Here is a 20,873-nt window from a genome sequence, read left to right on the forward strand (position 1 = left end):
AAATTGGACACTACTCAAAAGCAGTCCACGATGGATGATGTAATACAAGAACTGGAGAAAAAGGAACAGGTAGACGCTCTATATTATCTCGTCCAAAAACTCCCTGATTTTGTATCAAGAGTACAGAAGCTGGATGATAAATTGGATTTTATTGAGAATGTCATCGAAGACAAACAATCATTATCTACTATTAGTAATGAAATAGAAGAAAAAATAGAAAACCTGCATATTAACCAGGAACATTTAACTTCCCTTCTGGAACTGATGCATTTATTGCCTAAATTAGTCCCGTTATTAAAGAAGGCTGATGAAGTTTCTCAGTTCGTTAATGACTTTTTAAACGATACAGCATCTGTTGAATATGCATTAAAAGGAATAAATGATATTATTCCACTGGATAAGGCAGTCAAGGTTATAAAGGAGACAAATGAACAGTACAAACAGAATGATAATACTGTTAATTTTTCCTTATATGGAATGTACCGTTTATTGAAGGATCCAACCATTCAAAAAGGATTCCGATATTTAGAATCATTCCTTGAAGTTGCAGACAAAGAAAAATAATAGATGATGAAGGAGAAGGCATATTTTTCGCTCCTTTTTTGATGAAAATTTAGCACAAAAAACCTTATTTAATTGGCTGTCAACAAACTGGTGAATCGATAATTTGGGAAGAAGGAAGAATAGCTGGTGCGACCATATTATGTTAGGCACACATGTTGATCAAATTGAAGAATTACCTAAAAAAATTTATTTGATGCAATTGTCGTTCTGATGCCCGTTCAGCAGTTGCTGACAGCCTGACACAGGTAAATAATTTTAAAAATGTATTGAACGTAAAAGGCAGATATGTAGCATGGACGAAAGAAAAATTTCCAATAACAAAGGGATGACACACTTTATCGTTTTAAGTAATCGCACAAACATTATGCTTTTACTAGAAGATTATAAGAAATCAGCCTGCTAGTATTGGTAGGAAAACAGGTGATCAAATGGAATTAGGTTTTATTATTGTATTATTTTTTATCGGGCTTATTGCATCGTTTGTATCAGGGATGTTAGGTATTGGCGGTTCAATTATTAATTATCCACTTTTATTATATATTCCGGTACTGCTTGGAGTAGGCTCATTATCTTCATCAGAGGTTGCTGGTATTTTAGCTATTCAGGTTTTCTTTTCAACAATTGGCGGCATGTGGGCATATAGAAAGGATGGATATCTAAATAAATCCTTAATATTAACGATGGGAATTTCTGTTTTAGTTGGAAGCTTTATAGGCGGATTTGGTTCTGATTTATTATCAGATAGTAATATTAATTTGGTATATGCCATGCTGGCCACTATTGCCGCAGTAATGATGTTTGTACCGAAGCAGCATGTAGAGGATAAAGAGAATAGTCAAGTGGAATTTAATCATTTGATTGCAGTTATATCAGCATTTATTGTGGGGCTGGGAGCTGGGATTGTAGGTGCCGCTGGAGCATTTCTGCTTGTTCCGATTATGCTTGTAATATTAAAGATACCTACAAGGGTAACAATCGCTTCCTCATTAGCAATTACCTTTTTATCCTCTATCGGTTCAGCTATAGGAAAAATTATTACAGATCAGGTATTATACGGGCCGGCAGCTGTCATGATAATTGCCAGCTTAATTGCTGCTCCAATTGGTGCAAATACCGGGAAAAAAATGAACATCAAAATATTACAGGCAATATTAGCATTGTTAATCTTTGCCACTGCCTTAAAAATCTGGACGGATATTATTTGATTGTTCTTATCTTTTAAATATGCAGACAGCTAATAATTAAGGAGGAATAGGGATGAGTCAAGTTATAACGATATATACATCAACATTTTGTCCAGTATGCAGCATGGTAAAAAGTTTTTTGGATTCTTTTGAAGCTCCTTATAAAGAAGTGAATGTGGATATGAATCCTGTTGCAATGTATCAATTAATTTCAAAAACAAAAAGGTTATCTGTACCACAGACTGTTATAAATGGAAAACGGATTTCTGGATTTAACCCAGAAAAAATAATGCAAGCCTTGTTTTATCAAAAAAAGACGTTATGCAAATAAGGTGAAAAAATAAAGTAGTGAGGTTAAACCTTCTCGTTGAGGAGAGTAATCTCAGAATTTCCTGCACGCTGCTAATCCAGTTTGTCAATTTTTATTATATTTTTGTATGTCTCTCCCCTTGCTTATTTAATATTAGGAAATAATTATAGCTTATAAAATACCCTATATGGTATTTGACATCTCTTTAATCATCAGTTATTATACCCCTATAGGTATACAAAGGGGAGATTATTATGGCAAACTATCAAGCAAAACATATTAATGACTTTTCAAAAGAAGAGTTAGAGAGGTTAGGTGAGAATGGGCAATTATTAGATGTACGTGAAACCTCGGAGTATGAAGCAGGTCACATTCAATATGCGTACAATTTTCCATTATCGGAAATTGAACACAAATATCCTGAAAATGATAAAACATATTATATTCATTGCAAATCTGGCGCCAGGAGTCAAAAGGCAAGTGAATTTTTAGCAGGTAAAGGATTTGAGGTTGTCAATTTAGATGGTGGTTATTCAGCTTTTGCTGAGAAAAATAGTTCTCTTGCTGAGGAAAAGAGAGAATTAAAAATTCAAGATAATCGTAAGCTTGTTAATTATAGCGGCATGCAATGCCCGGGACCAATTGTCAGTTTAAATGCGGAAGTTCAAAAAATGGATGCAGGGAAGCAAATAGAAGTTAAAGTTACTGATTTTGGTTTTCATAGTGATGTAAGAAGCTGGGCTGCTCAAACGGGTCATTCCATTGTGGAATTAGAGAAAAGCAATAAGCATATTAGAGCAATTATCCAAAAAGAAGAACAAATTAATAAGGATATGGCAATAAAAGAAACTTCGAATGGCACAACAATTGTACTATTCAGTGGTGAATTGGATAAAGCACTTGCGGCATTTATCATTGCTAATGGAGCAAGAGCAGCTGGCAGAGAGGTAACGATTTTCTTCACCTTCTGGGGATTAAGTGCTCTAAAGCTTAATAATAAAGAAAAAGTGAAGAAACGGGGGATGGAAAAATTATTTGATTTATTTTTACCTCGTACTCCTGTCAACATGCCTATATCGAAAATGAACATGCTTGGTTTAGGTAACCGGATGATGCGTTTTATTATGAAGCAGAAAAATGTAGATAGTTTGCCAGCATTAATAGACAAAGCAATTGAGCAGGATATTAAACTGATTGCATGTACGATGAGTATGGATGTCATGGGAATCAAGAAAGAAGAATTACGCTCAGAAATTGAATTTGCCGGTGTAGGTACGTATATCGGTGAAACAGAAAAAGCGAAACATAATCTATTTATTTAAAAACCAAGGAGTGAAATTATTATGTTTTTTAAACAGTTTTATGATCAGCATTTATCACAAAGTTCTTATTTAGTTGGATGCCAGCGTACAGGGGAAGCGATTGTTATTGATCCAAAAAGAGACATTCGTGAATATATTGAAGTGGCAGAAGCTGAAGGCTTAATAATTACGCATGCTGCAGAAACACATATTCATGCAGACTTTGCTTCAGGTATTCGTGATATTGCAGCAAAATTAAAGACAAGAATTTATGTATCTGGTGAAGGAGATGACACTTTAGGCTATAAAAATATGCCGGATGGTACGATATTCGTTAAGGATAATGATGAAATTCATGTTGGCAACGTTTCTCTAAAGGTTATTCATACACCCGGACATACCCCGGAGAGTGTCAGCTTCTTGCTTATAGATAAAGGAGGCGGATCTTCTGTACCAATGGGATTATTCTCAGGAGACTTTTTATTTGTTGGGGATGTTGGACGCCCAGATTTGCTGGAAAAAGCGGTACAAGTCAGCGGCTCCACAGAAATCGGTGCAAAACAGATGTATCAATCCATTCAGGAGATAACAGCTTTACCTGATTATATTCAAATCTGGCCAGGGCATGGTGCCGGAAGCCCTTGCGGAAAATCACTTGGTGCAGTTCCGATGTCGACATTAGGTTATGAAAAAATAAACAACTGGGCATTTCAAGCACTTGATGAAGCAACATTTATTACAGTATTAACAACAGACCAGCCGGAACCGCCGCATCATTTTGCTCAAATGAAAAAAATTAATCAGTATGGCAGTGACTATTTTAAACCATACATTGTATATCCTGCGGAGGACATAGCATTACAAACGTTTGATATTCGCACGCGAAGCGCCTATCACGGCGGACATCAACATGGTACTGTTAATATTCCGTTTGATAAAAACTTTATCAATCAAATCGGCTGGTATTTAGATTATGATCAGCCCATTAACCTTGTAGGTGATAACCAAACAGTCCAAGATGCTGCGCATGTCTTACAATTAATTGGTTTTGACATTGTAAAGGGATATGTAAAACCAGGAGATGAAGTTATTTCTCAGCATGTGCATAGTAAAGATATCACCGGTGAAGAGAAAAATGTGCTGGATGTCCGTAATGAGAGTGAATGGAATCAAGGTCATTTAAAACAAGCTGTGCATATACCACATGGTAAATTGTTAGAAAGGGAAGTACCTTTTGATACGAATGAACCAGTATTCGTTCATTGTCAGTCAGGGGTTAGAAGCTCCATTGCAATTGGGCTGTTAGAGAAAAAAGGCTTTAGAAATATCATTAACGTAAAAGAAGGATATAAAGATATTAAGAAGGATTTATAGTAAGGAATAACAGAGAGATGTGTAATCTCCTTTTTAAAAAAACATTTTCATGGCAAAGAAAAACGTTAAAATTAAAAAAGGAAATACTCTCTAATATTCATCTGGGGAGTATTTCCTGCTTATGTTAAATAAAAAATAAATTCTTATTATAGCGTTTTAATACCCGATAAGTTAAAACATTTGGCGTACCTATAGGAGTAATGGTATCTTTGATGAAGAAAGGAGTAATTAGATGAATCATTGGGATGTGAAATTTAATACAAATGAATATGTGTACGGAAAAGAACCGAATGAATTCTTGAAAGAGATGCATAAAAATCATCCGTTTTCAGGCGAAGTTTTAGCAATTGCCGAGGGGGAAGGACGCAATGCAGTATTTTTAGCTGAAGAAGGCTTGGATGTCACTGCATGGGACTCGTCTAAAGAAGGCATCAAAAAGTTGAAAAATCTCGCCGATGAACGAAATGTGCATGTTAATACTGAAATGGTTGATTTAAATCAAGCTGACTGGACTAAAAATAAATGGGATGAAATAGTTTGTATATATGGTCACTTTGATTCAGAGCTGCGTCATAAGGTATTAGAAAATGTGAAGGAGTCTATTAAACCAGGCGGCTATTATGTCTCTGAGGTTTTTTCTATTTACCAAATACCTTATGAGAGCGGCGGTCCGAAAATAGAGGATATGCTATATGACCCTCAAGAAGTGTTAGAAGTCTTTAAAGATTGGAAAATGATTCATTTCTTTATGGGAGAAGTGGAGCGCAGTGAAGGTAATTTTCATAGTGGAACAGCTCATGTTATTCAAATCATTGCTCAAAAGCCAGTTTAAAAAGTAATACCTGCGAAATCTTGGATAAATATGAGGGATTTATAAAATTAATTAGAAAGAGGCGATGTATGGTGGAATATAATAACCAGATGAAAAATCGGATTAAACGTATAGAAGGGCAGCTTAGAGGCGTTTTGAAAATGATGGAAGAGGGTCAGGACTGTCGTGATGTTGTTTCGCAGCTGTCTGCTTCACGTACTGCCATTGATCGTACAATGGGAGTTATAGTTAGTTCAAACCTTGTTGAGTGCGTTCAAAAGGCAGTAGAAGAAGGAGAAGATACCACCGAGTTTGTTGACCAGGCAGTCAACTTATTAGTGAAGAGCCGCTAGGATAGACAAAGCAATTCAGTCTATCTTAGCAAAAATTTTTAAGTAATAATAATACACGTACGGGTATGGGGTAAATAGATGTGGTGTAAACAAATAAATTACCTTTTACCAATTATGATAAAGCATTCGCAGCTAAGGTGAAGGACTGCGAAGCACCTGAACTACCCCAAATGTATTGGAGGAAGGATAAAAAAATGATATATACAATCATAGCGATTTTTGTGCTGCTTGTTATAATACTCAATCAATTGAAACGAAAGGGAATTAAACAAATAACTACGGAGGAATTAAAGCAAAAGCTTAAAAAGAGTGATATACAGCTGATCGATGTTCGAACAAAGGGGGAATTTCAAGCAAATAAAATAAAAGAAGCGAAAAATATTCCTTTAAACGAACTAAACAGCAGGTGGAATGAGCTGGTTTCAGATAGAGAAGTATTTCTAATTTGTCAAAGCGGAATGCGCAGTAGCCGTGCTGCATCATTTCTTAAGCGGAAAGGCTTTCAAGCGGTTGTGAATGTACAAGGCGGAATGAGTTCATGGAAGCATTCACAGTGATTGCGGATTCCGGTTATAAATTATTATCATTTCAAGAGTAAGTTTTTCACGGGTCTTTATCACTATATGTATACCCCGCGGAGGAAGCAGAAATGGAGAAGGATGTTATGAAAAGTATACAAGTAAACGAATTAGCGAAAAAAATAAGACAGTGCCAACATATAAACATAATTGATGTTAGAGAAGAGATTGAGGTAGCGGCGGGGAAAATCCCTGAAGCGAAACACATTCCCTTAGGGGAGTTAGCAGATTCATTAGAAAAGTTGGACAAGAATGAACATTATTACTTGATTTGCCATTCCGGAGGCAGAAGTTCCACCGCATGTGATTTTTTAACTGAACAGGGTTACGATGTAATAAATATCACTGGCGGCATGATGGCTTGGCAGGGTGAAATAGAATAACGGAAGGTGTGATAGCAATGGGGAAGAAAATATTAATTGTTGGAGGAGTTGCTGGCGGAGCATCCGTTGCTGCCAGAGTAAGAAGATTAGATGAACATGCCGAAATTATTATGCTTGAAAAAGGTCCGCATGTATCTTTCTCGAATTGCTCCTTACCCTATCATTTAAGTGGAATTGTAGAAGATAGTCAAGATCTTGTTTTAATGAATCCAGATATATTTAAAAACCGATATAATATTGAAGCAAGAGTAAATCAAGAGGTTATGAAAATTAATCGTGATAAAAAAACAATTACTATTAAAGATCTGATTGCGGATAGAACTTACGAAGAACCGTATGATTCTTTAGTTCTTTCACCTGGAGCGAAACCAATTCGGCCAAATTTGGATGGCATCGATCATCCCAACGTGTTCACAGTTCGTAATGTGGTTGATATTGAAAATATGAATGACTTCATAAAACAAGAAGATATAAAAAATATTGCAGTGATTGGAGGGGATTTATTGGTGTGGAGGTTGCTGAAAATCTAAAGCTGGCAGGCTATCATATATCTTTAGTAGAGTTTGCCAGTCAAGTAATGCCTCCATTTGATTACGATATGGCCCAGATTCTCCATAAAGAAATGGTTGACCAAGGAGTCAATCTTATTTTAGATGACGGCTTAGCAAAAATAGATGCTGGTTTTGTAGAGACCAATTCTGGAAGAAGGATAAAAGCAGAGGCAGTTGTTTTAGCGATTGGTGTCAGACCAGAAACGCGCTTAGCGGAAGAAGCAGGTCTTCAAATCGGTGAAACAGGCGCCATCAAAGTGGATACGAATTACGTTACAAGTGATCCAAATATTTATGCAGTCGGAGATGCCATAGAAGTATACCATCGATTATTACACAAACCGGCCAGGTTAGCACTGGCGGGACCTGCCCAGAAGCAGGCCAGAGCAGCTGCAGATCATATGTATGGAATTCGAAGCAGGAATCAAGGGGTTATTGGCTCTTCCTCTATTCATCTTTTTGATTTAAATGCAGCTTCCACTGGTTTAAATGTCAGAACAGCGGAACAAGCCGGTATATCATCTGATTCTGTCTATGTGATGCCTAGAGATAAAGTAGGTTTGATGCCAAATAGTAATCCAATGCATTTTAAATTAGTATATGAATACCCGACAGGGCGGATTTTAGGTGCACAAGCGATTGGAAAAGGTAATGTCGATAAACGGATCGATGTCATTGCAACGATAATCACGATGAATGGGACTTTAGATGATTTAAAAGAACTTGAATTAACGTATTCTCCAATGCTGGGAACGGCAAAAGATGTTGTTAATCATGCAGCGCTTGTAGCATTAAATCAATTAGAAGGCCGATATAAAGAAGTAAGGGTTTCCTGTGTACGTGAGTTAGTGGAGAATCATGCTTTTATCATTGATGCCCGTGAAAAAGGAGAGTACAATGCTGGTCATCTAAAACATGCAATAAATATTCCCTTAAGTGAATTTAGAGACAGATTAACAGAAATTCCGAAAGATGAACCTGTATATATACATTGCCGGTCAGGTCAACGAAGCTACAACATGGTAATGGCTCTAAATAACTTAGGTTATGAGAAAGTATATAATATTTCTGGGTCCTATTTAGGCATTAATCTGTATGAATACTTTAATGATTTGTCTATGAATAGAGAGAAGATTGTAACAGCGTATAATTTTAAGTAAAGATAGTTATATTATCATTAGGTATGGAAAGAAAACGCACTTTTTTCTGCTGAAAAAAGTGCGTTTTCCTATTACTATAGATGATTTGGTTTTCATGTAATAACTTGTACAATAAAGCTAAATATATACCATTTTTATCAATTAGATTTTGAGAATAAAAAGAGAATGGATTTAATTTATCACCTATTGAATCAAGAATATTCATAATAAGAATGTTTTCTCATTTTTAATAAAATATTACGTTTCAAAGTAAAATACATGTATTTTACTCAATGAATTAAATTTCCGATGCTAAAGATACTTTTCCTAAAAAGCAGGAAGTTAGATTTGTTATTCGCATAATAATAAGTAAGTAATGCGTTTTTTGGGAGTTGTCATAGCCGCTTTGAAATAATTCACTCTGGCTATTATTAATAAAAAGAATAGAAAATAATATTTTACATATACTACCTGTTGATTAAAATAGATGGACTTTTATTTGTTTGCATACTATATAAGGGTATTTAGAAGCGGATTAGGTTGAATAATCAATAATCCTTGAAACAAGAGAGGAGAATAGATATGGGTAAGACAACTGAACAAATGGCTCCGATCGAACAGAAGAAAATGTGTTGCGCTGAAGATGGAGAAGATTCCAGCACGCATATGACAGATGAGCTTCAGCGAAATTTAATGAATCGCATGAACCGGATTGAAGGGCAGGTCAAAGGTGTTAAACGAATGATTGACCGGAATGTATATTGTGATGATATTTTAACGCAAATGTCAGCGGTGCAATCTGCATTGCATTCTGTTTCAAGACTGCTTCTGGAAAGCCATATAAACACATGTGTAATGGATAGGTTAGAGAGTAAAGACCCAGAAATTGTTGCAGAGTTTATGACAACTATCTCAAAAATAATGAAGTAAAAATTTTTAACTTGACAATACCTATCTAGGGTATGGTAATATGAAGATGAATTAAAAATTAGGAGGTAATTTACATGGAAAATAAAACGTTAAATGTTCAAGGAATGTCTTGTGGCCATTGCGTCAACTCAATTGAGGGCAACGTAGGAGAATTGGATGGAGTTGAATCTGTCAAAGTACATTTAGAAGATGGAAAAGTAGACGTAACCTACCATGCTGATAAAGTAAATTTAAAAGAAATTACAGAAGTAATTGAAGAACAAGGCTATGATGTCGCTTAAATAAGAAGGGGATAATCGTGCTTTCAGCAGCACGATTTCCTTTTTGAATTTTTAATACCCCAAAGGGTATAATAGAGGTGGAGAAAATGGGAGCACAAAAGGAAGTAAACTTACAAATTCAAGGCATGACCTGTGCAGCATGTGCCAATAGAATTGAAAAAGGGCTCAACAAAATAGAAGGCGTGGAAAATGCAAATGTCAACTTTGCAATTGAAAAAACAAAGGTTGTTTATGATCCTGATAAAACAAATGTGCAGGATTTTGAAGATAAAATTGAAAAATTAGGCTATCATGTTGCGCATGATAAGCAAACATTTGATATATCGGGTATGACCTGTGCAGCGTGCGCCAATAAAATTGAAAAACGATTAAATAAAATGGAAGGTGTTTCTAACGCTTCTGTCAACTTTGCTTTAGAAAACGTAGCAGTAGATTATGACCAAGGCCAAGTTACTGCAGGCGATATGATGGAAGCTGTAAAAAAATTAGGCTACAGCTTAAAAGTGCAATCATCTAAAGAAGAAACAGCAAATAATAAAGGAGAAGAAATTCGACATCAGACAGGGAAATTTATTTTTTCAGCCATTTTAACCCTTCCTTTATTATGGACAATGGTAACACACTTTGAATTTACGTCGTTTATCTATTCACCGGATATGCTGATGAATCCGTGGGTACAGCTGGCATTAGCGGCGCCCGTCCAATTTATTGTTGGTGCACAATTTTATAAATCCGCATATAAAGCATTGAAAAATGGCAGTGCGAATATGGATGTCCTTGTTGCATTAGGAACAACGGTTGCTTTTGTTTATAGTATTTTCCTCGGCTACGAGTGGCAGGTACAAGGTCAGACTGGTATGCCAGAGCTTTATTTTGAAGCTGCGGCAGTTATTATCACATTAATCCTGCTTGGAAAACTATTTGAAGTTCGTGCCAAAGGAAGAACAGGTCAGGCAATTCAAAAATTGCTTGGCATGCAGGCAAAAACTGCCCGCGTCATCAGAAACGGAAAAGAACAAGAAATTGCAATTGAAGAAGTAATCGTTGGTGATGTGGTTATGGTACGTCCTGGTGAAAAAATCCCTGTGGATGGTCAAATTGTAAAAGGGGAATCAGCAGTTGATGAATCGATGATTACTGGGGAAAGTATTCCTGTTGATAAGAAGACAGGAGATGTAGCTATTGGTTCGACTATTAATAAAAATGGCTTGCTGACGATGGAAGCTACCAAGGTTGGTAAGGATACAGCTCTGTCTCAAATTGTAAAGGTAGTTGAGGAAGCACAGGGAAGTAAAGCCGACATTCAGCGTGTTGCTGACAAAGTGTCTGGCGTATTTGTTCCCATCGTTGTAGGAATAGCACTTGTGACGGGACTTGTATGGTATTTCTTTGTTGCACCTGGCGATTTACGCTCTGCTTTAGTCCCTGCGATTACGGTATTGGTCATCGCCTGCCCATGTGCGCTTGGTCTGGCTACTCCGACATCTGTGATGGCCGGTTCAGGCAGAGCAGCAGAGCTGGGAGTTTTGTTTAAAGGCGGAGAGTATTTAGAAAATACACGTAACCTGAACACAATTGTTTTAGATAAAACAGGAACAGTAACCAAAGGAGAACCTGAATTAACAGATGTTCTGCCTGAGCAAGGATTTACAGAAGAAGAAGTGCTCGCTTTCGTCGCTTCTGCTGAAAATAATTCTGAACATCCATTGGCAGAAGCAATTGTAAAAGGTGCAAAAGCAAAAGGCGTTCAGATTCAAGAAACCGATTCTTTTGAAGCGATACCGGGATACGGTATTCAAGCATCTGTAGATGGGAAAATGATTTTTGTCGGTACAAGAAAGCTAATGAAGCGAGAGAATATTGATGTCTCTTCTGTAGAAGATAATATGGCAGACCTTGAATCAGATGGGAAAACAGCGATGTTAATTGGTTTGGAAAATCAATTAGCGGGTGTTATTGCGGTGGCAGATACTGTGAAAGAGACTTCTAAGACAGCTATCCAAAGAATGCACGAGCAAGGATTAGAAGTCATTATGCTGACTGGAGATAATCAGCGGACAGCTGATGCAATTGGAAAACAGGTAGGAATAGATCGTGTTATCGCAGAAGTCGTTCCCGAGCAAAAAGCAGATGAGGTTAGAAAACTTCAGCAGGAAGGCAAAAAAGTAGCCATGGTTGGTGACGGTGTCAATGACGCACCAGCGTTAGCTGTAGCAGATATCGGCATGGCGATTGGTACAGGAACAGATGTAGCGATTGAAGCAGCGGATATTACGCTGATGCGCGGCGATTTAAATAGCGTAGCAGACAGTGTACAAATTAGTGCAAAAACAATGCGTAATATCAAACAGAACCTGTTTTTTGCTTTTTTCTATAACTCAGCTTCCATTCCAGTCGCAGCAATTGGACTGCTCGCTCCATGGGTTGCCGGAGCAGCGATGGCATTCAGTTCAGTATCCGTTGTACTAAATGCTTTACGATTACAACGATTGAAATTAAAAGGGGGCCAATAATATGTCCATTAAGAAATGGGTTTCCTTAGGGATTATCTATGTAGTGGCTGTTTTCGCAGCGTTTGCCATTATTACTGGGCAAAATCCACTGGCAAGCGGAGAAATGGGACACGATGAACACGCAGATGAGCATGAGCATAAAGGGATGGATCATTCAGCTGAAGAAATGTCCAGTTCTGGAGACATCCCTGCAGGTCTTCAAGAAGCAAAGGAACCGACATTTGAAATCGGCAGTGAGGCAATCATAAGTGCCGATCATATGCCAGGAATGGATGGTGCTGTTGCGGAAGTCTCCGGTGCATTTGATACAACGGTTTACACCGTATCTTATACGACAGAAGATGGAAAGAAGATCGAGAATCATAAGTGGGTCATCCATGAAGAGTTGGAAAATCCAGATGCTGCCCCATTAGATCCTGGTACGGAGGTTGTATTGAATGCCGATCATATGGAAGGAATGGACGGTGCTCATGCGGAAATCGATTCGGCAGATGAAATCACTGTCTATATGGTTGATTTTGAAACCACAGATACTGGAGAAGAAGTTCAATACCATAAATGGGTAACAGAGGAAGAGTTATCACCGGCAAATTAAGAGGTAACCTCTTTTTATAAAGTTCTCCTCATAAAATCTGTCGAGACCAATGAAAACACAGTATATCATCATATGAAAAAATCAAAGGAGGAAGTAAATATGGATCATAGTCATCACCATCACCACCATAATCATTCAGGTGAATCAGAGGTAAAAGTAGATGTAACGTATAAGGACGGAAAAATATCTATCGCCTTAGAGGATAATGCCGGAAAAGCGCCGGAACTGGCTTTAGCACATGAAAAAGAAATGCATTTTATTATGGTATCGAATGATTTAGAGCAGTATTATCATTTGCATCCGGAAAAAGAGCAGGAAGGTCATTATACCATTAACCAGCCTTTAAAGGATGGTACGTACAAAGCCTTTGTTGATATTACACCAAAGGAAAAAGCATATCAAGTAGCTCCAAGTCCTGTGCAAGTAGGAACGGAGGAAACAGGAAAAGCTGCCTTAAACCCTGATGATGATTGGACAAAAGAAGTAGATGGTAAAACCGTTACGTTAGATGACGTCAAAGCAGAGACCGGAAAAGCAGTACCCTTAGATTTTAATATGCATGGAGAAACTCCTGAACCGCATTTAGGTGCTTTAGGGCATGTAGTCATTGTAGATGAAGCAGCAGAACAATATATCCATGTTCATCCAGATTCTGACGACACAACCACATTCCATGCTCATTTTCCAAAGCAGGGAATGTATAAAATTTGGGCAGAATTTGAATTCGGTAATAAGGTACACACTTATTCATTCAATATTGAAGTAAGTAAATAATTAATGTCATCATATTTGGAGGAGGTAATTTTGCAAATGACTGCATATCATTTGGAGATTTATACTAGACCAACTTGCTCAGATTGCCAGGATTTGAAAAACTTTTTGGAAGAACATCAAATCCCGCATAAACAATATGACTTAGCGAAACAGCCCGAAAAAGAGAAGGAATTAAAAAAGATAACAGGAAATAGAATCGTTCCCGGTATTGTTTTTTCTCGATCGTCTATGCTGGGTTTAAGGAAAAAAGCGAAAAGCATGACCGGGTTTGAGCAAAATAAAGAAGAAATCAAAAAGCTGTTAGAAGTCAGCTAAGAGAAAGAAATGGATTCCGTAAAGAGATTTTATTTCTTTATGGAGTCCATTTCTTTTCTGTCATTAAAAATACCTTACCAATGTATTGTATAAAAATGATGAAAAAGTATAAAGAGGGGGGAGTTTATATGGAGAGTGATGGAAAAAAGATTAAAATCGCCGTCAATGGAGGTATCGGATTCGGATCAAAATTAAATGCCAACCAGCTGCTGACCATCTCTAAATATATGGATGAAAATGAAGAGCTGGAATTAACCACTTTTCAACAGCTTTATATCGAAATACCGGAAAGTGATAAAGAAGAAATTATAAAGGAATTTGAAAGTGCCGGATTGGCTTGTTATCCAGTGGGAAATTACGTTAAGAGCTTGAGAACCTGCAATTTCTGTAAAGGGGAAGAAAGAGAAGGGATGCCTGTAGCAAAAGAACTTAATAAACGATTTGCCGGCAAACAGGTTCCTTTCACATTAAAAATGGCTTATACAGGCTGTCCGATTGGCTGTGGAGAACCAATGGTCAGCGATATAGGCGTTATGAAATTCAAGGATCAGTACAATTTATATGTAGGTGGAAAGGGCAAGGGCTTTGATGCAGAAGTGGGGATGCTTCTGAAAGAGGACCTGGAGCCGGAAGAGCTATACGAAATTGTAGAGAGAATTATTGAAAATTATTCACAGCTTGGCAAGAAAAGAGAGCCTTTCTTTAAATTCTGGAGAAGAATCGGGAAAGATCAATTGATAAATATATAAATAGCATCTTTATGATGATTAGGTACATGCACTATTGGAGGTAATACAACGATGTCTACACATACAAATACCATCTCACAACTAGATCCTAAACGGTGGAAAGCACTGTTTCTCTTATGTTTTGCGAACTTCCTTGTAATCATGGATGCGTCTATTATCCAAATTGCTTTACCGTCCATTCAGAAAACACTCGGTTATACGCAAGAAAGCTTACAATGGGTAATGAGTGCATTTCTGCTCATATTTGGAGGCTTCCTGTTATTAGGAGGTAAATTAGCCGATCTATATGGCAATCGCCGTATTTTTAGCTTGGGTGTTCTAATTTTGGCAGTTTCATCTTTATTTGCTGGTTTAGCCTGGAGCGAGCTAAGTCTAAATATATTCCGTGGAATTCAAGGCTTGGGTTCCGCTTTAATTGCCCCTTCAGCTCTATCTATGGTTATGCGGCTGTTTAGTTTCAGCTCGGCTGAAAAAGCAAAAGCACTTGCTTTTTGGGGCTTATCGGGGGCAGCAGGCGGGGCATTCGGAATTGTATTTGGCGGACTTTTAACTGGGACACTCGGCTGGCGCTGGACATTGTTCATCTATGTACCATTGAGCATTATCGTTTTGATTTTCAGTCCTAAACTATTACAAAAATCTGGTCAACGATTGAAAGGACGTATTGATTATGTCGGAGCTGTTCTAGTCACAGCATCTCTGATGTTGCTTGTTTATGGCATTGTATCAGCGGAACACAGCGGCTGGACATCAAGCAATGTTATGATTTCGCTTATTGCAGGTGTTGTTCTGTTTCTGATTTTCCTTCTTGTAGAATCCAAGATGAAAGAAGCGCTACTACCACTTAATATATTTAAAACACCTGACTTAGGTATTGGTAATATCGGTGTCTTTTTAACACAGGCAGCATGGTTCCCGTTAATATATATGTTGATTCTTTATCTGCAGCAAGTGTTACAGTACTCTCCGACAGCCGGCGCAATGGCAGTATTGCCTGTGCCATTATTTATGGCATTCTTCATGATCGTCGTAGCTGAAAAGGTGTTGGCTAAGTTAGGTATAAAAATGACGATGGCTACAGGTTTTGTGATTCTCGGATTGGGTAATATTTTATTTTCACAATTTGCAACAGTGGATGGCACTTACTTTATAAGTGTATTAATCCCTTCATTTGTTGCAGTGCTTGGAAATGCACTTGCTTATTTAGCTTCTACAACAGCGTCTGTATCAGAAGTAGAGCCCAAAAAATCAGGGCTTGCTTCCGGTTTATACAATACGAACTTCCAAATCGGCTCTGCCATTGGTCTATCAATTATGGTTGCGATTGCCGGTGCAGCAACCAGAGCGAGTGACGTTGCTGATTCAGTCGTTGCTCTGAATGAAGGTTTCCAGCAAGGCTTCTTCTGGGCAGGTATGTTTGCTTTCGTTGGAGCTGTGTTGGCGTTGTTGTTTATTCAATCCAAAAAATAATGGTGAACACAAAAAGATTCCATCTATCATATTTTGATAGATGGAATCTTTTTTTTACAATGTTGATCCTAAATGTTCTCTGTATAACTTGTACACTTATTTAGCGCGGGATTTATAATTGTAATCACTATATCGAGCCACTTTATATTTTTTATTTGCGATTTTAGAGTGTCTAATTTTATCTTCATTTCTTAACTCTTTCAGCACTGCCCAGCAAATAAAAACAGTAATAATGGTAAATGGGGTGGCTATGACGATAGCTATTGTTCTGACTGCTTCCAGTCCGCCGGCTAATAGGAAAACGACAGCAGACCCTGCAGTGATTAGTCCCCATGTTATTTTAAGATTTCTTGACGGATTTGGTTTACCATTGCTGCTCAGCATCCCTAATACAAATGTAGCGGAATCTGCTGAGGTGATAAAGAAAATAAAAATTAGCAAGAGAGCCAATATGCTTAAAAAGTTGCCCAGTGAGAATTCACTTAGAAAAGCAAACAAAGCTCCGTCTACATTTGCGTTTATCGTTTCCGCTAATTGGCTGTTGCCTAAATCATGAATTAAATGAATAGCACTGCCTCCGAGAACTGAAAACCAGATAAAGGATATCAAGGAGGGTACTAATAATACGCCCAAAACAAATTCCTTAATGGTTCTTCCCTTCGAAATTCTGGCCACAAATGAGCCTACAAAAGGAGACCATGTGGTCCACCAGGCCCAGTAGAACACCGTCCATGTGCCTATCCAATTGCTTCCTTCACTATTAAAAGGTTCCATCCGAAGACTCGTAGGCAGTATACTTCCTACATAACTTCCTGTAGTGGAGATCAGTATTTCAAAGATTTGTCTGGTAGGCCCTAGGATAAGTATGATAGACACAACAAAAGCTAAAAGTACTATGTTGAAGTAAGATAAATATTTCAATCCCCGATTTAATCCTGACCACGAGGAAATAATAAATAACAAAGTAGCAAATCCGATGATAAGCATTTGAATAGGGAATGTAATGGGCACTCCCCATTGAGCATTCATTCCATTGTTAATTTGTAAAGTACTTAATCCAAATGTACTAGCTACACCAACTGCAGTGATAAATACAGAAACAATATCAATTATTTTGCCAGGAGTTTCATAAATCCGATTCCCCAACAACGGATAAAAAATAGAACTTATGGAAGGTGGAAGCCCTTTTCGAAAATGAAAATAAGCTAAACCTAAAGCTACAGTTCCGAATAATGCCCAAGGGTGCATCCCCCAATGAAAAAAGGTGGCTTTCATTGCTTCGGTGGCAGCTTCTGCTGTTGCACCTTCTCCAGTTGGAGGTGTTATATAATGTGAAACTGGTTCAGCAACTGCCCAAAACACCAAACCAACCCCCATGCCTGCACTGAACAGCATGGAAATCCATGACAACGTACTATAAGCAGGCTTATCAGTGTCTTTTCCTAACCGTGTCTTTCCATATTTCGAAAACATTAGAAAAAGACAAAACCCTACAAATATAGTGCCTACAAGTAAATAAAACCAGTTGAAATAAGTGACTGTAAAATTCAAAAATACAGATGCTTTCTGCCCTAGCCAATCATTAAAAGCAACCCCGATGATTACAAACAAAATACTTAATATTAAAGATATACTAAGAACGCTATTTTCCTTAAACAAAAAATCTCCTCCCAGTTTCAATACTCCCTAAAGTAATCCGACAAATTATCCCAGCTCGTCTTATGGTAATTTTAACAAATTTTAGTAGTAGTTATAAGTTTAAAATCACTTCCTTAAAAAACAAATACTAGACTTAAATGTAATTAATAGATATAATTGGAATCGCTTACACAATCAAGATTATATCATAATCATGATTGAATACAAATAATTTTTTATAAATTTTTAATAAATAAAGTATTGCATTTATTAATAATTACGGTTATATTATAATCATGATTATAATATAACCGTAATTAACTTTTCGAACTTGATTATCTGAAAGAAGGGATTTATGAGAAATAGCATAGAACATTAACCAAAAGAACGAAATATCTTTACTTAAATGAAAGTTAACTAAAAAATAAAAAAAAGGAAGTGTTTGTTTAATGAGTAATTCTAAAGAAGTAGACGTTTTATGGTTGTCTCAAGAGGAATGTATTGAAAGCGGCGCAAAAGATATGGATATGATTCTGGAATATGTAGAAAAAGTAAATTTATGGTTGGCAGAAGATAAAGTGGTTGAACCAGAATTATTACACCTGTTATGGGAAGAAGGAAACTACTCAGGTAAAAGAATTGGTGTACACGCTGCTTTGATCCGTTCAGAAGAAATGCGTGTTGCTGCTGTTAAAGGTATCCCGAGTAATCCTTTGAACCCGGTAGAAAGACAGACACCAAGATCAAATGGAATGATTATTCTTTATAATGAAGATACAGGATATCCATTTGCGGTTATGGATGATACTATTGTAAGCGCTTTACGTACAGGGGCTTCCAGTGCTCTAGGAGCGAAGTATTGTGCCCGTCCAGACTCGGAAGTACTTGGATTAGTAGGATGCGGTGTTATTCAAAATGCTCATATCGAGGCAACAAGCAAAGTAATGAAAAATATTAAAACCGTACGACTATATGACATGAATGAGGATCGCGCAAAACAATTCGCTGATAGATGGAAGCATTTAGGCTATAATTTTGAAATCTGTAAAGATGTAGAACAGGCGGTAGCGCAATCTGATATTGTATATACAGCAACAAACGTCAACTTAGGAAATGAATATATTCCGAAAGAATGGATTAAAAAAGGATCTTTCCACTCTGGAGTGTCGATGTGGGATCATAAAAACGAAGCTATTTTAGAAGGATTTAATAAATATTGCATGGATTATAAGCTCCGTTTAAAAGATGATAAATATCCTTTATCTGAACTTACAAAAGCTGGTAAATTAGCTCAGGACGATATTATTGAATTAGGTCAGGTAATTAAAGGAGATAAAGTTATTCGGGAAAATGACGATGACAGCATCTTCTTTGTAACACTGGGTATTTGCGCAACAGATACAGCAAACAGCTATCAGATTTATCAAAATGCGAAAGAGCGCGGATTAGGTACTCCAGTGAAATTATGGTCTGAGCCTGCAATGTATTAATCTTTAGGAGGTGTCTTTATTGCCTATCACACCATTTAAAAACGATATGCCGACAGATTGGGGAAAATCTGAAAATCGAGAAGCATTAAATAAAAATTTAGAATATGTAAGAACAGAATTTGGCAAGGAATATCCTCTGATTATTGGAGGAAAAGAAGTTTCAAAAGAAAACAAACTGGCTTCTTATAATCCGGCTTCCCATCATGAAGTGATCGGTTATGTTAGCCAAGCTGGTAAAGAAGATATTGAAGAAGCAATAACTGCTGCCAAAAAAGCACATGAAGGCTGGGGCGCTATAACTTTCCTGGAAAGGGCCCGTTATTTATTCAAAGCAGCTAAAATTATGGAGCGGCGCAAACCGGAATTGGTTGCCTGGCAAATATATGAAGCAGGTAAAAATTGGGCGGAAGCTGATGGAGAAATTAACGAGGCAATTGATTTTCTGGAAATGTATGCTCGTAAAGCCATCGAGCTTGAACAGGGAGAAAATCTGGTTACCATACCGGGGATTGAAAACCATCTTGAATATAAGCCGCTTGGGGTTGGAGCTGTCATTTCTCCTTGGAATTTCCCGTTGGCAATTGTTACGGGAATGACTGTGTCCGCCATCGTTACCGGCAATACTGTACTATTGAAGCCAGCTTCCTTGACTCCAATCGTAGCAGCTAAATTTATGGAAATCATGCATGAAGCAGGTGTTCCTGATGGAGTTATTAATTATATTCCAGGTTCCTCCAGAGAAATAGGGGACGATTTAGTAACACACAGAGATATCAATTTTATTTCGTTTACCGGTTCCATGGAAGCAGGTCTGCACATCGATGAATTGGCTCATAAAAGAATACCAAATCAACGCTGGGTAAAGCGGGTTGTTGCTGAAATGGGCGGAAAGAACGGTATTGTTGTAGATGAATCAGCAGATTTAGACGCTGCTGCAGATGGAATTGTAACATCGGCATTTGGTTACCAAGGACAAAAGTGTTCTGCGGGCTCCAGAGCTATCATTCATGAGAGCGTTTACAATGAAATGGTTGATAAAATTGTTGAACGTACGAAAAAACTTCATGTCGGCCCAGGTACTGAAAATAATCCAATTGGTCCTGTGATTGATGATAAAGCGTTTAAAAATATCAACGAATATATAGAAATTGGGAAAGAAGAAGGAAAACTGGCTTTTGGCGGCAACAGTGATAATACGGAAGGGTATTATATTACGCCAACCATTTTCAAAGATGTCGCTCCAGGATCAAGGATAATGAAAGAGGAAATTTTTGGGCCGGTTCTGGCTATATGCAAAGCATCGAGTGTTGAAGAAGGAATCGATGTATATAATGATACTCAGTTTGGATTGACAGGAGCTTTATATACGAACAATCGTGAACAAATCTCCTATGCTCGAAGAAAAATGGAATGCGGAAATTTATTTTTAAACGGTAAATGTACAGGAGCATTAGTAGGAATCCAGCCATTTGGCGGTTATTATATGTCCGGTACTGGGGAGAAAACAGGAACTTTAGAGTATTTATTGCATTTTGTGCAAGCAAAAACAATTGCTGAAAATTTTTAACTT

General features: G+C 37.4%; 20 protein-coding genes and 1 pseudogene. 20 read left to right on the forward strand and 1 reads right to left on the reverse strand.

Annotation, left to right across the window (positions count from 1 at the left end):
• Positions 1–3 precede the first annotated feature (3 nt).
• The 18 genes and pseudogenes from BN997_RS14100 (at position 4) to BN997_RS14185 (ending at position 16,175) form a co-directional block, all read left to right on the forward strand.
• Positions 4–564: a DUF1641 domain-containing protein gene (locus tag BN997_RS14100; protein ID WP_042533219.1), complete on the forward strand. Its 561-nt coding sequence runs from the start codon at positions 4–6 to the stop codon at positions 562–564.
• Positions 565–992: 428 nt separating this feature from the next.
• Positions 993–1,769 carry a sulfite exporter TauE/SafE family protein gene (locus tag BN997_RS14105; protein WP_042533220.1) on the forward strand — a complete coding sequence of 259 codons (777 nt, stop codon included), beginning with the start codon at positions 993–995 and terminating at the stop codon, positions 1,767–1,769.
• Positions 1,770–1,821: 52 nt separating this feature from the next.
• Positions 1,822–2,079: a glutaredoxin family protein gene (locus BN997_RS14110; protein WP_042533222.1), complete on the forward strand. Its 258-nt coding sequence runs from the start codon at positions 1,822–1,824 to the stop codon at positions 2,077–2,079.
• Positions 2,080–2,312: 233 nt separating this feature from the next.
• Positions 2,313–3,380: a DsrE/DsrF/DrsH-like family protein gene (locus BN997_RS14115; protein WP_042533224.1), complete on the forward strand. Its 1,068-nt coding sequence runs from the start codon at positions 2,313–2,315 to the stop codon at positions 3,378–3,380.
• A 21-nt stretch (positions 3,381–3,401) separates the two neighbouring features.
• Entirely contained in the window at positions 3,402–4,733 is a 1,332-nt protein-coding gene (cstB, locus tag BN997_RS14120) for a persulfide dioxygenase-sulfurtransferase CstB (protein WP_042533226.1), read from the forward strand.
• Positions 4,734–4,965: 232 nt separating this feature from the next.
• On the forward strand, positions 4,966–5,565 hold the full coding sequence (locus BN997_RS14125) for a class I SAM-dependent methyltransferase (protein ID WP_042533228.1): 600 nt from the start codon (positions 4,966–4,968) through the stop codon (positions 5,563–5,565).
• A 71-nt stretch (positions 5,566–5,636) separates the two neighbouring features.
• Positions 5,637–5,897, forward strand: a complete 261-nt coding sequence (locus BN997_RS14130; protein ID WP_042536145.1) for a metal-sensitive transcriptional regulator — start codon at positions 5,637–5,639, stop codon at positions 5,895–5,897.
• A gap of 194 nt (positions 5,898–6,091) precedes the next feature.
• Positions 6,092–6,454, forward strand: coding sequence for a rhodanese-like domain-containing protein (locus BN997_RS14135; RefSeq protein WP_052485023.1), 363 nt, complete (start codon positions 6,092–6,094; stop codon positions 6,452–6,454).
• A gap of 92 nt (positions 6,455–6,546) precedes the next feature.
• The gene (locus BN997_RS14140) at positions 6,547–6,858 is read left to right on the forward strand and encodes a rhodanese-like domain-containing protein (protein WP_306432742.1); all 312 of its coding nucleotides are present in this window, start codon (positions 6,547–6,549) and stop codon (positions 6,856–6,858) included.
• A gap of 17 nt (positions 6,859–6,875) precedes the next feature.
• Positions 6,876–8,569 (forward strand): annotated as a pseudogene (locus BN997_RS14145) (FAD-dependent oxidoreductase).
• A 561-nt stretch (positions 8,570–9,130) separates the two neighbouring features.
• Complete coding sequence (locus BN997_RS14150) at positions 9,131–9,478, forward strand: metal-sensing transcriptional repressor (RefSeq protein ID WP_042533232.1); 348 nt, start codon at positions 9,131–9,133, stop codon at positions 9,476–9,478.
• A 74-nt stretch (positions 9,479–9,552) separates the two neighbouring features.
• A complete protein-coding gene (copZ, locus tag BN997_RS14155) occupies positions 9,553–9,759 on the forward strand; it encodes a copper chaperone CopZ (protein WP_042533234.1) in 207 nt (68 codons plus the stop codon).
• Positions 9,760–9,845: 86 nt separating this feature from the next.
• Positions 9,846–12,272 carry a heavy metal translocating P-type ATPase gene (locus tag BN997_RS14160; protein WP_042533236.1) on the forward strand — a complete coding sequence of 809 codons (2,427 nt, stop codon included), beginning with the start codon at positions 9,846–9,848 and terminating at the stop codon, positions 12,270–12,272.
• Positions 12,273–12,279: 7 nt separating this feature from the next.
• Positions 12,280–12,867, forward strand: a complete 588-nt coding sequence (locus BN997_RS14165; protein ID WP_084613035.1) for a YdhK family protein — start codon at positions 12,280–12,282, stop codon at positions 12,865–12,867.
• Positions 12,868–12,966: 99 nt separating this feature from the next.
• Positions 12,967–13,641, forward strand: a complete 675-nt coding sequence (locus BN997_RS23355; protein ID WP_042533240.1) for a hypothetical protein — start codon at positions 12,967–12,969, stop codon at positions 13,639–13,641.
• A 36-nt stretch (positions 13,642–13,677) separates the two neighbouring features.
• Positions 13,678–13,956 carry a glutaredoxin family protein gene (locus BN997_RS14175; RefSeq protein WP_042533242.1) on the forward strand — a complete coding sequence of 93 codons (279 nt, stop codon included), beginning with the start codon at positions 13,678–13,680 and terminating at the stop codon, positions 13,954–13,956.
• 128 nt (positions 13,957–14,084) lie between these two features.
• Complete coding sequence (locus BN997_RS14180) at positions 14,085–14,705, forward strand: nitrite reductase (protein WP_042533244.1); 621 nt, start codon at positions 14,085–14,087, stop codon at positions 14,703–14,705.
• A gap of 51 nt (positions 14,706–14,756) precedes the next feature.
• A complete protein-coding gene (locus BN997_RS14185; RefSeq protein WP_042533246.1) occupies positions 14,757–16,175 on the forward strand; it encodes an MFS transporter in 1,419 nt (472 codons plus the stop codon).
• Positions 16,176–16,271: 96 nt separating this feature from the next.
• Here the strand turns inward: BN997_RS14185 and BN997_RS14190 are convergent, their stop codons facing one another.
• On the reverse strand, positions 16,272–17,834 hold the full coding sequence (locus tag BN997_RS14190) for a BCCT family transporter (protein ID WP_084612943.1): 1,563 nt from the start codon (positions 17,832–17,834) through the stop codon (positions 16,272–16,274).
• Positions 17,835–18,262: 428 nt separating this feature from the next.
• On the opposite strand from BN997_RS14190, the gene BN997_RS14195 reads away from it, so the two are divergent.
• Positions 18,263–19,303, forward strand: a complete 1,041-nt coding sequence (locus BN997_RS14195) for an ornithine cyclodeaminase family protein (RefSeq protein ID WP_042533248.1) — start codon at positions 18,263–18,265, stop codon at positions 19,301–19,303.
• A gap of 25 nt (positions 19,304–19,328) precedes the next feature.
• A complete protein-coding gene (gene pruA, locus BN997_RS14200) occupies positions 19,329–20,870 on the forward strand; it encodes an L-glutamate gamma-semialdehyde dehydrogenase (RefSeq protein ID WP_212928317.1) in 1,542 nt (513 codons plus the stop codon).
• The last annotated feature ends 3 nt before the right edge of the window (positions 20,871–20,873 follow it).

Origin of the sequence: Oceanobacillus oncorhynchi, from assembly GCF_000821065.1 — a bacterium.
Classification (GTDB): domain Bacteria; phylum Bacillota; class Bacilli; order Bacillales; family Amphibacillaceae; genus Oceanobacillus; species Oceanobacillus oncorhynchi.

Excerpts from the sequence above, each read along its gene's own strand:
- BN997_RS14105 (WP_042533220.1), top strand. The coding sequence starts at position 993 with ATGGAATTAGGTTTTATTATTGTATTATTTTTTATCGGGCTTATTGCA.
- BN997_RS14110 (WP_042533222.1), top strand. The coding sequence starts at position 1,822 with ATGAGTCAAGTTATAACGATATATACATCAACATTTTGTCCAGTATGC.
- BN997_RS14115 (WP_042533224.1), top strand. The coding sequence starts at position 2,313 with ATGGCAAACTATCAAGCAAAACATATTAATGACTTTTCAAAAGAAGAG.
- cstB (WP_042533226.1), top strand. The coding sequence starts at position 3,402 with ATGTTTTTTAAACAGTTTTATGATCAGCATTTATCACAAAGTTCTTAT.
- BN997_RS14125 (WP_042533228.1), top strand. The coding sequence starts at position 4,966 with ATGAATCATTGGGATGTGAAATTTAATACAAATGAATATGTGTACGGA.
- BN997_RS14135 (WP_052485023.1), top strand. The coding sequence starts at position 6,092 with ATGATATATACAATCATAGCGATTTTTGTGCTGCTTGTTATAATACTC.
- BN997_RS14140 (WP_306432742.1), top strand. The coding sequence starts at position 6,547 with ATGGAGAAGGATGTTATGAAAAGTATACAAGTAAACGAATTAGCGAAA.
- BN997_RS14150 (WP_042533232.1), top strand. The coding sequence starts at position 9,131 with ATGGGTAAGACAACTGAACAAATGGCTCCGATCGAACAGAAGAAAATG.
- copZ (WP_042533234.1), top strand. The coding sequence starts at position 9,553 with ATGGAAAATAAAACGTTAAATGTTCAAGGAATGTCTTGTGGCCATTGC.
- BN997_RS14160 (WP_042533236.1), top strand. The coding sequence starts at position 9,846 with ATGGGAGCACAAAAGGAAGTAAACTTACAAATTCAAGGCATGACCTGT.
- BN997_RS23355 (WP_042533240.1), top strand. The coding sequence starts at position 12,967 with ATGGATCATAGTCATCACCATCACCACCATAATCATTCAGGTGAATCA.
- BN997_RS14175 (WP_042533242.1), top strand. The coding sequence starts at position 13,678 with ATGACTGCATATCATTTGGAGATTTATACTAGACCAACTTGCTCAGAT.
- BN997_RS14180 (WP_042533244.1), top strand. The coding sequence starts at position 14,085 with ATGGAGAGTGATGGAAAAAAGATTAAAATCGCCGTCAATGGAGGTATC.
- BN997_RS14185 (WP_042533246.1), top strand. The coding sequence starts at position 14,757 with ATGTCTACACATACAAATACCATCTCACAACTAGATCCTAAACGGTGG.
- BN997_RS14195 (WP_042533248.1), top strand. The coding sequence starts at position 18,263 with ATGAGTAATTCTAAAGAAGTAGACGTTTTATGGTTGTCTCAAGAGGAA.